Here is a 12541-nt window from a genome sequence, read left to right as displayed (position 1 = left end):
CCGTGACCGGCCTCTCCACCATCCTGATCGTCGTCGGGCTCTTCCTGCTCGGCGGCATCTACTCCTTCGTCAAGCAGCAGATGCCCAAGGGCCTCATCGTGCTGCTCTCCGTCGGCGCCGCCATGTGCCTCGCCGCCGGCGTGCTGCGGCTGGACGTGTGGTCATGACGACGAGCTCCCCCAAGAAGGTCGTCGTCTTCGACTACGGCTTCGGCAACGTGCGCTCCGCCGAGCGCGCGCTCGCGCGGGTCGGCGCCGACGTGGAGATCACCCGCGACTACGAGAAGGCGATGAACGCCGACGGGCTCCTCGTCCCCGGCGTCGGCGCCTTCTCCGCCTGCATGCAGGGGCTCAAGGAGGCCCGCGGCGACTGGATCGTCGGCCGCCGGCTCTCCGGCGGCCGCCCCGTCATGGGCATCTGCGTCGGCATGCAGATCCTCTTCGAGCGCGGCATCGAGCACGGCGTGGAGACCGAGGGCCTCGACGAGTGGCCCGGCACCGTCGGCCCGCTGGACGCCCCCGTCGTGCCCCACATGGGCTGGAACACCGTCGAGGCGCCCGCCGACACCGAGCTCTTCGCCGGGCTCGACGCCGACGCCCGCTTCTACTTCGTGCACTCCTACGCGGTGCGCGAGTGGACCCTGGAGATCGGCAACAAGAACATCCGGGCCCCCAAGGTCACCTGGGCCACCCACGGCGAGCGCTTCGTCGCCGCCGTCGAGAACGGCGCCCTGACGGCCACCCAGTTCCACCCCGAGAAGTCCGGCGACGCCGGAGCCCAGCTCCTCACCAACTGGATCGGAACCCTGTGAGCACTCTCGAACTCCTCCCCGCCGTCGACGTGCGTGACGGCCAGGCCGTCCGGCTCGTGCACGGCGAGTCCGGCACCGAGACCTCCTACGGCTCCCCCCTGGAGGCGGCGCTGGCCTGGCAGCGCTCCGGCGCCGAGTGGCTCCACCTCGTCGACCTGGACGCCGCCTTCGGCACCGGCGACAACCGCGACCTGGTGCGCCAGATCACCGAGGCGATGGACATCAAGGTCGAGCTCTCCGGCGGCATCCGCGACGACGCCTCGCTCGCCGCGGCCCTCGCCACCGGCTGCACCCGGGTCAACCTGGGCACCGCCGCCCTGGAGACCCCCGAGTGGGTGGCCAAGGTCATCGCCGAGCACGGCGGGAAGATCGCCGTCGGCCTCGACGTGCGCGGCACCACCCTGAAGGGCCGCGGCTGGACCAGCGAGGGCGGCGACCTCTACGAGACGCTGGCCCGCCTCGACTCCGAGGGCTGCGCCCGCTACGTGGTCACCGACATCGGCCGCGACGGCACCCTCACCGGCCCCAACGTCGAGCTGCTGAAGAGCGTCTGCGCGGCCACCGACAAGCCCGTCGTCGCCTCCGGCGGCGTCTCCTCCCTGGACGACCTGCGGGCCCTCGCCGGCCTGACCGGCCTGGGCGTCGAGGGCGCGATCGTCGGCAAGGCGCTCTACGCCAAGGCGTTCACCCTGGAGGAGGCCCTGCAGGCGGTGGCCGCCGTATGACCGGATCCGTGCGCAAGGTCGTCACCGGCGCCCCCTGGGAGGACCAGTTCGGCTACTCCCGCGCGGTCGAGCTGTCCAACGGCACCGTGCTGGTCTCCGGCTGCACCTCCGTGGTCGACGGCCAGATCGCCGACGGCGGTCCGTACGAGCAGACCGTCAACTCCTTCGCCGTCGCCTTCGACGCGCTGAAGCAGCTGGGCCTCGGCGCCGAGCACGTCGTCCGCACCCGCATGTACCTCACCCACGCGCGGGACGTCGACGAGGTGGGCCGCGCCCACAAGGAGCTGTTCGACGAGGTCCGCCCGGCCGCTTCGATGATCATCGTCTCCGGCTTCGTCGACCCCCGCCTGGTCGTCGAGGTCGAGGTCGAGGCGTACCGGGGAGAGGAGGCCTGATGGGACTCGCCGTACGAGTGATCCCCTGCCTGGACGTGGACAACGGCCGGGTCGTCAAGGGCGTCAACTTCCAGAACCTGCGGGACGCGGGCGATCCCGTCGAGATGGCCAAGCTGTACGACGCCGAGGGCGCCGACGAGCTGACCTTCCTCGACATCACCGCCTCCTCGGGCAACCGCGAGACCACCTACGACGTGGTGCGCCGCACCGCCGAGCAGGTCTTCATCCCGCTCACCGTCGGCGGCGGCGTCCGCTCGGCGGAGGACGTGGACAAGCTGCTGCGGGCCGGTGCGGACAAGGTGGGCGTCAACACGGCCGCCATCGCCCGCCCGGAGCTGATCCAGGAGATCGCCGAGCGCTTCGGCCGCCAGGTCCTGGTGCTCTCGGTGGACGCGCGCCGGACGCCCTCCGGCTCCTTCGAGGTGACGACGCACGGCGGCCGCAAGGGCACCGGCATCGACGCCGTCGAGTGGGCGCACCGGGCCGCCGAGCTGGGGGCGGGGGAGATCCTGCTCAACTCGATGGACGCGGACGGGACCAAGGACGGCTACGACACCGAGATGATCACGGCCGTGCGCAAGCACGTCACCGTGCCGGTGATCGCCTCCGGCGGAGCCGGCAGGCTCGCCGACTTCGCGCCGGCCGTCGAGGCCGGCGCGGACGCGGTGCTCGCGGCCTCCGTCTTCCACTTCGGCGACCTGCGGATCGGCCAGGTCAAGGAGACGCTGCGGGAAGCGGGCCACGAGGTCCGCTGAGGCGCGTTCCGCTGGTGGGAAGGGCCCCCTCGGGGGCCCTTCTCCACGACCGGATACGAGGGGAAGGCCTAGATCCCCAGCTGTTTCGTCGCGCTCAGCAGCTCGATGGCGTCCGGATCGCCCTCCAGGCCGACCTTCGCCACCTCCGTACGCCCGTACAGGTACATCGTCAGCTCGCCCGGCTCCCCGGAGACCGTCACCACCGGGGTCCCCTTGTGCGCCACCACCGTCTGCCCGTTCGGGCGCCGCAGCACCAGCCCGACCGGCGCCTTCCGCCCGAGCAGCCGGGCGCCCCTCTCCAGGCGGGACCACAGGACGTCCGAGAAGACCGGGTCCAGCTCCCGTGCCGACCAGCCCTGCTGGGCCCGCCGCACGTCCTCCGCGTGCACGTAGAACTCGACGACGTTCGCCCCCTCGTCCACCTGCTTGATCGTGAACGGGGAGAAGCGCGGCGGACCCGTGCGCACGAGCCGGACCAGCTCCTCGTACGGCTTCGCGGCGAACTCGTCCTGCACCCGCCGGAGCCGTTCCCGCAGCGCGGGCACCAGCGTCCCGGCCGCCGCGTCCGGCCGCCGCTCCCGCACCACCACGTGCGCCGCGAGGTCCCGGGTGCGCCAGCCCTCGCAGAGCGTGGGGGCGTCCGCTCCCGCGGCCTCCAACAGATCAGCGAGCAGAAGCCGTTCACGTGTGGCATGCGTCGACATGTCCGCCAGCCTACGGCCGCGCCGCGCCGTCCGCCCAGTGGACGTCCGGCCGGACACGCCCCCGGTCCACGGCACAATGGCGCCATGAGCAGCACGCCCCGGACCCCCAGCGACCTCGACCCGGCCATCGCCGCCCGCCTCAAGCGCAGCACCGACGGCCTGGTCCCCGCCATCGCCCAGCAGTACGACACCGGCGAGGTGCTCATGCTCGGCTGGATGGACGACGAGGCCCTGCACCGCACCCTCACCACCGGCCGGTGCACCTACTGGTCCCGCAGCCGGAACGAGTACTGGGTCAAGGGCGACACCTCGGGACACGTGCAGCACGTCAAGGCGGTCGCCCTCGACTGCGACGCCGACACGCTCCTCGTCCAGGTCGACCAGGTCGGCGCCGCCTGCCACACCGGCGCCCGCACCTGCTTCGACGCCGACGTGCTGCTGCCCGCCACCGGGCTCCCGGCATCCGAGTAGGGTCTGGCGCCATGGATCTCGAGACCTTCCGCAAGCTGGCGGCCGACCGCCGCGTCATCCCCGTCAGCCGCAGGCTCCTCGCGGACGGCGACACCCCGGTCGGGCTCTACCGGAAGCTCGCCGCCGAACGCCCCGGCACCTTCCTCCTCGAATCCGCGGAGAACGGCCGCAGCTGGTCCCGCTACTCCTTCATCGGCGTCCGCAGCGACGCCACCCTCACCGTGGAGGACGGCGAGGCCCACTGGCTCGGCACCCCGCCGGTCGGCGTCCCCGTCGACGGCGACCCGCTCGACGCCCTGCGCGCCACCGTCGAGACCCTCCACACCCCGCGCGACCTGGCCGGCGGACTGCCCCCCTTCACCGGCGGCATGGTCGGCTACCTGGGCTACGACATCGTCCGCCGCCTGGAGCGCATCGGCGAGCACGGCCGCGACGACCTGGAGCTCCCCGAGCTCACCATGCTCCTCACCAGCGACCTCGCCGTCCTCGACCACTGGGACGGCTCGGTCCTCCTGATCGCCAACGCGATCAACCACAACGACCTGGAGACCGGCGTCGACGAGGCCCACGCGCACGCCGTGGCCCGCCTCGACGCGATGGAGGCCGACCTGGCCCGCCCGGTCGCCACCACCCCCGTCGCCCTGCCCGCCTCCGAGCTGCCCGAGTACTCCGCGCTCTGGGGCGGCCCCGCCTACCAGGACGCCGTCGACGACATCAAGGAGCGCATCCGGGCCGGCGAGGCCTTCCAGGTCGTCCCCTCGCAGCGCTTCGAGACCCCCTGCACCGCCTCCGCCCTCGACGTCTACCGCGTCCTGCGGGCGACCAACCCGTCGCCGTACATGTACCTCTTCCGCTTCGAGAACGGCTTCGACGTCGTCGGCTCCAGCCCCGAGGCCCTCGTCAAGGTCGAGGACGGGCAGGCGATGCTCCACCCCATCGCCGGCACCCGGCACCGCGGCGCCACCCCGCAGGAGGACCACGACCTCGCCGAGGAGCTGCTCGCCGACCCCAAGGAGCGCGCCGAGCACCTCATGCTCGTCGACCTCGGCCGCAACGACCTCGGCCGGGTCTGCGCCCCCGGCTCCGTCGAGGTCGTCGATTTCATGTCGATCGAGCGGTACTCCCACGTCATGCACATCGTCTCCACCGTCACCGGCCGGGTCGCCGAGGGGAGGACCGCCTTCGACGTCCTCACCGCCTGCTTCCCCGCCGGCACCCTCTCCGGCGCGCCCAAGCCCCGCGCGATGCAGATCATCGAGGAGCTGGAGCCGTCCCGCCGCGGCCTGTACGGCGGGTGTGTCGGGTATCTCGACTTCGCCGGCGACTCCGACACCGCCATCGCCATCCGCACCGCCCTGCTCCGCGACGGCACCGCGTACGTGCAGGCCGGAGCGGGTGTCGTCGCCGACTCCGATCCGGCCGCCGAGGACGCCGAGTGCCGCAACAAGGCCGCCGCCGTGCTCCGCGCCGTGCACACCGCCAACCGGATGACGGGTTCGCCCAGGCCGTAGGGGATAGTGGGGTACGTGAGCGCCGTACCCGTACCCCAGCCCCGAGCCGCCCGCGCGGCCGTCACCTCCGGCGGCCGGCGGAGCCTCGCCCTCGCCCTGCTCCTCGGTGCCCTCGGGGCCACCGTCGTACTGCTCTCCGCCGGCCAGATCTGGGCCGAGGGCACCGCGTCGGTCGCCGGGGGCACCGTCCCCGTCGAGGCCGACGGCGGCGCCGTCACCGGCGTCCCGACGGCCCTCGCGATCGTCGGCCTCGCCGCCCTCGTCGCCGTCTTCGCCGTCCGCCGCACCGGCCGCACCCTCGTCGCCGCGCTCCTCGCGCTCAGCGGCGCCGGCGCCGCCCTCGCGGCCTACCTCGGAGCCTCCGACAGCGCCGCCCTCGACGCCGAGGCCGCCCGGATCAGCGGCGACACCGCCGCCGCCGTCGCCGGCCTCACCCACACGGCCTGGCCGTACGTCGCCGCCGCGGGCGCCCTGCTCATCCTCGTCGCCGGCCTCTTCGCCCTCCGCTACGGCAAGACCTGGCCCGCGATGGGCGGCCGCTACGAGCGCTCCGGAGCCCCCCGCGCCCCCCGCCGGGCCGCCGCCGGCGACCCCGAGCGGCCCGAGGACCTGTGGAAGGCGCTCGACCGCGGCGAGGACCCGACGCACGACGCGTGATCGTCCGGGACCCCCCGAGTCACCTCCGCGGGGTCATGTGCGGAAGAATGACGCCGTCATCACCTGACGGCCGTCGTCTTCGACGTCACCACCGAGCAACATCTACGAGGAGCAACTCATGGCGGGCAGCGCCCACGGACACACCCCGGCCGCCTGGACCGGTGTCATCATCTCCTTCATCGGCTTCTGCATCGCCGGAGTCTTCATGGTGGCGGCGAACCTCCCCGGCTTCTGGGCCGGTATCGGCGTCATCGTCCTCGGCGGTGTCGTCGGCGGCGCCATGAAGATCGCCGGTCTCGGCATGCCGAAGCAGTCCGAGGCCGTCTCGGCGGCCCGCGAGAGCGCGACCGCCACGATCCGCGCCCGCGCCTGATCCCCGGGACCCGGTCCTGAGGCCCGCCGCGCGACGCGCGCGGGCCGGGAACCACCCGAACGGCGCAGTCCGGCACCGCCGGGCTGCGCCGTCGCGCGTGCCGGGCGACAATCACCGCGTGACCGCCGAGCCGACCCCGCCGCACGCCCCGCCCGCCGCGCCGCCTCCCCCCGGCCTCCGGGAGGCCGAGGAGTTCCGGCGCCGCCCGCTCGGCCGGCGGCTGCTCGCCCCGCTCGCCACCCTCGCCGGGGCCGGTGCCGCCTTCGCGTACGTCGGCGCCGTCGACCCCAACGAACCCGGCCACTACCCGGTCTGCCCGCTGCTCCGCTTCACCGGCCTGTACTGCCCCGGCTGCGGAGGGCTGCGCAGCGCCCACGCCGTCGCCCACGGTGACCTCGTCACCGCTCTCGGTGCCAACGCCCTGGCCGTCGCGGGGTACGCGGTCTGCGCCGTCCTCATGGCGGTGTGGCTGGTTCACGCCGTCCGCGGCAGGCCCACCCGCATCGCCCCGAAACCGTCCTGGGGATGGGCGATCGGCGCGCTGACCGCCCTTTTCGCGGTGATCCGGAACCTTCCGTTCGGCTCCGCGCTGGCGCCGTGAAGTCCCAGTAATTGGGACACCGCGCCGCTCGATGCGGATCAGAGGGCCACCTGCGGATACCATCGGAGGTGGCTGAACCGTGTTCATCAGGTTCCGTGGAACCGTCACCGTCCCGGAAGGGGGCCTCTCGCGTGAGTGTGCTCGACGAGATCATCGAAGGCGTGCGCGCCGACCTCGCAGAGCGGCAGGCGCGGGTCTCCCTCGACGAGCTCAAGGAGCGGGCCGCCAAGGCCCCGCAGGCCAAGGACGGTGTCGCCGCGCTGCGCGGCGACGGCGTCACGGTGATCTGCGAGGTCAAGCGCTCCAGCCCGTCCAAGGGAGCGCTCGCCGCGATCGCCGATCCGGCCGGACTCGCCGCCGACTACGAGGCGGGCGGCGCCGCGGTCATCTCCGTCCTCACCGAGCAGCGCCGCTTCGGCGGCTCGCTCGCCGACCTGGAGGCCGTGCGCGCCAAGGTCGACATCCCCGTCCTGCGCAAGGACTTCATCGTCACCGCCTACCAGCTCTGGGAGGCCCGGGCGTACGGAGCGGATCTCGCGCTCCTCATCGTCGCGGCCCTGGAGCAGGAGGCCCTCGTCTCCCTGATCGAGCGCGCCGAGTCCATCGGGCTCACCCCGCTCGTCGAGGTCCACGACGAGGAGGAGGTCGAGCGCGCGGTCGAGGCCGGCGCCCGGATCATCGGCGTCAACGCCCGCAACCTCAAGACCCTCCAGGTCGACCGCTCCACCTTCGAGCGGGTCGCCCCGGAGATCCCGGCCCACATCGTCAAGGTCGCCGAGTCCGGCGTCCGCGGCCCGCACGACCTGATCGCGTACGCCAACGCCGGCGCCGACGCGGTCCTGGTCGGCGAGTCCCTCGTCACCGGCCGCGACCCGAAGACCGCGGTCGCCGACCTCGTCGCCGCCGGCGCCCACCCGGCCCTGCGCCACGGCCGGAGCTGACCCGGCCGTGACCCCCTGCCGCGCCGTGCCGAGCGCCCCGGGCTCCGTGGCCCCGGGGCCCGTCGGCCTGCGCGCGGTCGCCGTCCCGGCCCACGCCCGGCTCGCCCGGGGCTGCCGGCCCCGCGGGTGCCGGGCGCCCGCGCGGCGGGTCCACGGGCGGCGGGTCCGGCACTGCATCGGCTCCGAGCCGGGCCAGGTCAACGGCATGCGATGGCGCCCCCGCCTTTCGCGCGCGTCCTCCTGACGGGCCTCACGGACCTCGTTCCGTCGTGGGCGGTCGTTCCGCTGGGGCGGAACGGGTGGGCACGACGGAACGGCACCCTCCGCGGGTGCCTCCGCACCCGCGCCTGAACCCGCACCCGTACGAAGCCGTACGCCGGGTGCGGGTCCAGGCCCGGAAGGCCTCGGCCCGGCAAGGGGTGCCGTCCCCGTGCCCACCCGTCCCGCCCCGCGGGGCGCCTGCCCACGGGGCCGCCGGGGGCGACGCGCGCACGAAGCGAGTCATGTCCTTTCGACCGCATCGCCCCGCGAGGAGCTGCATCCGTATGACCAGCGCGTTCTTCATCCCCGACCCGGAGGGTCAGGTCCCGTCGCCCGAGGGCTACTTCGGCGCCTTCGGCGGCAAGTTCATCCCCGAGGCCCTCGTCGCCGCCGTCGACGAGGTCGCCGTCGAGTACGAGAAGGCCAAGAACGACCCCGAGTTCGCCCGCGAGCTCGGCGACCTCATGGCCCACTACACCGGCCGGCCCAGCGCCCTCACCGAGGTGCCGCGCTTCGCCGAGCACGCCGGCGGCGCACGGATCTTCCTCAAGCGCGAGGACCTGAACCACACCGGCTCGCACAAGATCAACAACGTGCTCGGGCAGGCCCTGCTCACCCAGCGCATGGGCAAGTCCCGCGTCATCGCCGAGACCGGCGCCGGCCAGCACGGTGTCGCCACCGCCACCGCCTGCGCCCTCTTCGGCCTCGACTGCACCATCTACATGGGCGAGGTCGACACCCAGCGCCAGGCGCTCAACGTGGCCCGGATGCGGATGCTCGGCGCCGAGGTCGTGGCCGTGAAGTCCGGCAGCCGCACCCTCAAGGACGCCATCAACGAGGCGTTCCGCGACTGGGTCGCCAACGTGGACCGCACCCATTACCTCTTCGGCACCGTCGCCGGCCCGCACCCCTTCCCCGCGATGGTCCGCGACTTCCACCGGGTCATCGGCGTCGAGGCCCGCCGCCAGCTCCTGGAGCGCGCCGGACGCCTCCCCGACGCGGCCGTCGCCTGCGTCGGCGGCGGTTCCAACGCCATCGGCCTCTTCCACGCCTTCCTGCCCGACACCGGCGTCCGGCTCATCGGCTGCGAGCCGGCCGGCCACGGCGTCGAGACCGGCGAGCACGCGGCCACCCTCACCGCCGGCGAGCCCGGCATCCTGCACGGCTCCCGCAGCTACGTCCTCCAGGACGACGAGGGCCAGATCACCGAGCCGTACTCCATCTCGGCGGGCCTGGACTACCCGGGCATCGGGCCGGAGCACTCCTACCTCAAGGACAGCGGCCGCGGCGAGTACCGGGCCGTCACCGACGACGCCGCCATGCAGGCCCTGCGGCTGCTCTCGCGCACCGAGGGCATCATCCCGGCCATCGAGTCGGCGCACGCCCTCGCCGGGGCGATCGAGGTCGGCAAGGAGCTCGGCAAGGACGCGCTCCTCGTCGTCAACCTCTCCGGCCGCGGAGACAAGGACATGGACACGGCCGCCCGCTACTTCGGCCTGTACGACGAGGAGGGGTCGAAGTGACGACCGGGAACATCCAGCTGCTCGGCGACACCCTGGACCGGGCCAAGGCCGAGGACCGTGCCGCGCTCATCGCCTACCTCCCGGCCGGCTTCCCGACCGTGGACGGGGGCATCAAGGCGATCAGGGCCGCCTTCGACGGCGGCGCCGACATCGTCGAGGTCGGGCTCCCGCACAGCGACCCGGTCCTGGACGGCCCCGTCATCCAGACCGCCGACGACATCGCGCTCCGGGGCGGGGTCCGGATCGCCGACGTCATGCGCACGGTGAAGGAGGCCCACGAGGCCACCGGCAAGCCGGTCCTCGTGATGACCTACTGGAACCCGATCGACCGGTACGGCGTCGAGCGCTTCGTCCGCGAGCTGGCCGAGGCCGGCGGCGCGGGCTGCATCCTGCCCGACCTGCCGGTCCAGGAGTCCGCGCTGTGGCGGGAGCACGCGGAGCGGCACGGCCTCGCCACCGTCTTCGTCGTCGCCCCCAGCAGCCAGGACGAGCGGCTCGCCACCATCACCGCGGCCGGCTCCGGCTTCGTCTACGCCGCCTCCCTCATGGGCGTCACCGGCACCCGCGCCTCGGTCGGCGAGCAGGCGGCCGAACTGGTCCGCCGGACCCGCGTCACCTCGAAGATCCCGGTCTGCGTCGGCCTCGGTGTCTCCAACGCCGACCAGGCCCGCGAGGTCGCCTCCTTCGCCGACGGCGTCATCGTCGGCTCGGCCTTCGTCCAGCGGATCCTGGACGCCGACGGCGACGAGGCCGCCGGGCTCGCCGCCGTAAAGGAACTGGCGGCCGAACTCGCCGAGGGCGTGCGCCGCACCTCGGAGCGGTCGTAGTCCGTTCGGGTGGATATCGGACCGGGGAGGCGCGGACGCGCCTCCCCGGTTCGTTGCTGTGGACGTGAGCGAGAAGAACCGTGACGGTAGCAACAAGAGCGCGCGGGAGCGCCTTCAGCAGCAGCGCGAGCGCGAGAAGGCCCGCGAGAAGCAGCGGCGCGTCCTCATCGTGACGGCGGGAGTGGTGGGCGTCCTCGGCCTCGCCGCCGTCGTCGGCGTGATCGCCGCCAACAGCGGCAAGGACGGCGACTCGGCCAAGGCCGGGCCCGTCGTCGCCCCCACCGGCTCGATCGAGGGCGACAAGCCGGCCATCCCCACCGGCAGGGCGGACGCCCCGTCCACCCTCCAGATCTGGGAGGACTTCCGCTGCCCCGCCTGCGCCCAGTTCGAGAACGTCATGCGGGACAGCATCCACGAGCTGGAGGCCACCGGCGCGCTCAAGGCCGAGTACCACCTCGCCACCCTCATCGACGGCAACATGGGCGGCAGCGGCTCGCTGCGCGCGGCGAACGCGGCGGCCTGTGCCCAGGACGCCGGCAAGTTCACCCCGTACCACGACACGCTCTACACCAACCAGCCGCAGGAGACCGACGACGCCTTCGGGAACAACGCCAAGCTGATCGAGCTCGCGGCGAAGGTCCCCGGCCTCGACACGCCGTCCTTCCGCTCCTGCGTCGAGGAGGGCACGCACGACGGCTGGGTCGAGAAGTCGAACGAGGCCTTCCAGGCCGGCGGCTTCCGCGGCACCCCGTCCGTGCTGCTCAACGGAGAATCGATCTTCCCGACCAAGGACGGCGAGCAGATCTCGCCGGAGAACCTGAAGAAGTGGGTCGCCGAGGCCAACAAGGGCAAGAAGCCCGGCACGGCCTCGCCCTCGGCGGGGTGACCCCGGCGGGTTAGTTATTCAGACGTTGCCGGGCGGGCTGCCGGTCCGCCCGCCCGGCAGGGTAGCGTCGGACCTGCCATGGACCTTGCCTACATTCCCAGCCCGTCGACCGGTGTCCTCCACCTCGGACCGATCCCGCTGCGCGGCTATGCCTTCTGCATCATCCTCGGTGTCTTCGTCGCCGTCTGGCTCGGCAACAAGCGCTGGATCGCCCGGGGCGGCACCGCCGGCACCGTGGCCGACATCGCCGTCTGGGCGGTGCCCTTCGGCCTCGTCGGCGGGCGCCTGTACCACGTGATCACCGACTACCAGCTGTACTTCAGCGAGGGTGAGAACTGGGTCGACGCCTTCAAGATCTGGGAGGGCGGCCTCGGCATCTGGGGCGCCATCGCCTTCGGCGCCGTCGGCGCCTGGATCGGCTGCCGCCGCCGGGGCGTCCCGCTCCCGGCCTACGCCGACGCCATCGCCCCCGGCATCGCCCTCGCCCAGGCCATCGGCCGCTGGGGCAACTGGTTCAACCAGGAGCTGTACGGCAAGCCCACCGACCTGCCGTGGGCGCTGGAGATCACCGAGAGCGCCAACCGCGAGGCCGGCCTCTACCACCCGACCTTCCTCTACGAGTCGCTGTGGTGCATCGGCGTGGCCCTCCTGGTCATCTGGGCCGACCGCCGCTTCCGGCTGGGCCACGGCCGCGCCTTCGCCCTGTACGTGGCCGCCTACTGCGCCGGCCGCGGCTGGATCGAGTACATGCGCGTCGACGAGGCGCACCACATCCTGGGCCTGCGCCTCAACGTGTGGACCGCGATCGTCGTCTTCGTCCTCGCGGTGGTCTACATGGTGGTCTCGGCACGGCTCCGGCCGGGCCGCGAGGAGGTCGTCGAGCCGCGCTCCCGGAAGAAGGCGGATGCCGCCGACGCCGAGGACTCCGCCGACTCCGACTCCGACTCCGACGGCGCCGGCGACACGGCGAAGGCCGCGGACTCCGCGGACGCCGGCGCCGACGACCGCGCCGTCCGCGACGGTGACGCCGACGCGGGCGAGGACGCCGAGAACGGCGCCGGGTCGGCCGCCAAGGGCTGACCCCTTCCCACGGCACGCGA

Annotated in this window: 17 protein-coding genes; 16 read left to right on the top strand and 1 reads right to left on the bottom strand. The window is 73.2% G+C overall.

From position 1 onward, the window contains the following. Positions 1-2 precede the first annotated feature (2 nt). The 5 genes from IE287_RS18315 to hisF are packed head-to-tail and all read left to right on the top strand — an operon-like array spanning position 3 to position 2686. Positions 3-167: a CG2302 family histidine operon protein gene (locus tag IE287_RS18315; RefSeq protein WP_189850151.1), complete on the top strand. Its 165-nt coding sequence runs from the start codon at positions 3-5 to the stop codon at positions 165-167. Further along, positions 164-811 carry an imidazole glycerol phosphate synthase subunit HisH gene (gene hisH / locus IE287_RS18310; RefSeq protein ID WP_189850150.1) on the top strand — a complete coding sequence of 216 codons (648 nt, stop codon included), beginning with the start codon at positions 164-166 and terminating at the stop codon, positions 809-811. The genes IE287_RS18315 and hisH overlap by 4 nt, the downstream gene beginning before the upstream one ends. Next, entirely contained in the window at positions 808-1536 is a 729-nt protein-coding gene (gene priA, locus IE287_RS18305) for a bifunctional 1-(5-phosphoribosyl)-5-((5-phosphoribosylamino)methylideneamino)imidazole-4-carboxamide isomerase/phosphoribosylanthranilate isomerase PriA (protein ID WP_189850149.1), read from the top strand. Before hisH ends, priA begins: the two co-directional genes overlap by 4 nt. Continuing rightward, positions 1533-1931, top strand: a complete 399-nt coding sequence (locus IE287_RS18300) for a RidA family protein (RefSeq protein WP_189850148.1) — start codon at positions 1533-1535, stop codon at positions 1929-1931. The genes priA and IE287_RS18300 overlap by 4 nt, the downstream gene beginning before the upstream one ends. Next, complete coding sequence (gene hisF / locus IE287_RS18295; RefSeq protein WP_189850147.1) at positions 1931-2686, top strand: imidazole glycerol phosphate synthase subunit HisF; 756 nt, start codon at positions 1931-1933, stop codon at positions 2684-2686. The genes IE287_RS18300 and hisF overlap by 1 nt, the downstream gene beginning before the upstream one ends. A 68-nt stretch (positions 2687-2754) precedes the next feature. Here the strand turns inward: hisF and IE287_RS18290 are convergent, their stop codons facing one another. Continuing rightward, a complete protein-coding gene (locus IE287_RS18290; RefSeq protein WP_189850146.1) occupies positions 2755-3390 on the bottom strand; it encodes a TIGR03085 family metal-binding protein in 636 nt (211 codons plus the stop codon). An 84-nt stretch (positions 3391-3474) separates the two neighbouring features. Between IE287_RS18290 and hisI the strand changes: the two genes are divergently transcribed. The 11 genes from hisI (at position 3475) to lgt (ending at position 12521) form a co-directional block, all read left to right on the top strand. Then, positions 3475-3861, top strand: coding sequence for a phosphoribosyl-AMP cyclohydrolase (gene hisI / locus IE287_RS18285; RefSeq protein WP_189850145.1), 387 nt, complete (start codon positions 3475-3477; stop codon positions 3859-3861). Positions 3862-3872: 11 nt separating this feature from the next. After that, positions 3873-5372 carry an anthranilate synthase component I gene (locus IE287_RS18280; RefSeq protein WP_189850144.1) on the top strand — a complete coding sequence of 500 codons (1500 nt, stop codon included), beginning with the start codon at positions 3873-3875 and terminating at the stop codon, positions 5370-5372. A gap of 6 nt (positions 5373-5378) precedes the next feature. Continuing rightward, positions 5379-6029, top strand: a complete 651-nt coding sequence (locus IE287_RS18275) for a TIGR02234 family membrane protein (protein WP_189850143.1) — start codon at positions 5379-5381, stop codon at positions 6027-6029. Between the two features lie 118 nt (positions 6030-6147). Further along, positions 6148-6402, top strand: a complete 255-nt coding sequence (locus tag IE287_RS18270; RefSeq protein ID WP_189850142.1) for an HGxxPAAW family protein — start codon at positions 6148-6150, stop codon at positions 6400-6402. Between the two features lie 118 nt (positions 6403-6520). After that, positions 6521-7003, top strand: a complete 483-nt coding sequence (locus IE287_RS18265; RefSeq protein WP_189850141.1) for a DUF2752 domain-containing protein — start codon at positions 6521-6523, stop codon at positions 7001-7003. A 131-nt stretch (positions 7004-7134) separates the two neighbouring features. Further along, positions 7135-7944 carry an indole-3-glycerol phosphate synthase TrpC gene (gene trpC / locus IE287_RS18260; protein ID WP_189850140.1) on the top strand — a complete coding sequence of 270 codons (810 nt, stop codon included), beginning with the start codon at positions 7135-7137 and terminating at the stop codon, positions 7942-7944. A 25-nt stretch (positions 7945-7969) separates the two neighbouring features. Next, positions 7970-8188 carry a tryptophan biosynthesis modulator TrpM gene (gene trpM / locus IE287_RS38585; protein WP_373307866.1) on the top strand — a complete coding sequence of 73 codons (219 nt, stop codon included), beginning with the start codon at positions 7970-7972 and terminating at the stop codon, positions 8186-8188. A 301-nt stretch (positions 8189-8489) separates the two neighbouring features. Continuing rightward, entirely contained in the window at positions 8490-9728 is a 1239-nt protein-coding gene (trpB, locus tag IE287_RS18255; RefSeq protein WP_189850139.1) for a tryptophan synthase subunit beta, read from the top strand. Further along, positions 9725-10555, top strand: coding sequence for a tryptophan synthase subunit alpha (gene trpA, locus IE287_RS18250; RefSeq protein WP_189850138.1), 831 nt, complete (start codon positions 9725-9727; stop codon positions 10553-10555). The genes trpB and trpA overlap by 4 nt, the downstream gene beginning before the upstream one ends. 64 nt (positions 10556-10619) lie before the next feature. Then, positions 10620-11441 (top strand): DsbA family protein, encoded by an 822-nt coding sequence (locus tag IE287_RS18245; RefSeq protein WP_189850137.1) that lies wholly within the window; start codon positions 10620-10622, stop codon positions 11439-11441. 78 nt (positions 11442-11519) lie between these two features. After that, positions 11520-12521 carry a prolipoprotein diacylglyceryl transferase gene (gene lgt / locus IE287_RS18240; RefSeq protein WP_229883564.1) on the top strand — a complete coding sequence of 334 codons (1002 nt, stop codon included), beginning with the start codon at positions 11520-11522 and terminating at the stop codon, positions 12519-12521. Positions 12522-12541: the final 20 nt, after the last annotated feature.

Origin of the sequence: Streptomyces omiyaensis (genome assembly GCF_014650895.1) — a bacterium.
GTDB classification, from domain to species: Bacteria; Actinomycetota; Actinomycetes; order Streptomycetales; family Streptomycetaceae; genus Streptomyces; species Streptomyces omiyaensis.
This window is presented reverse-complemented; position numbering and strand designations above follow the sequence as displayed.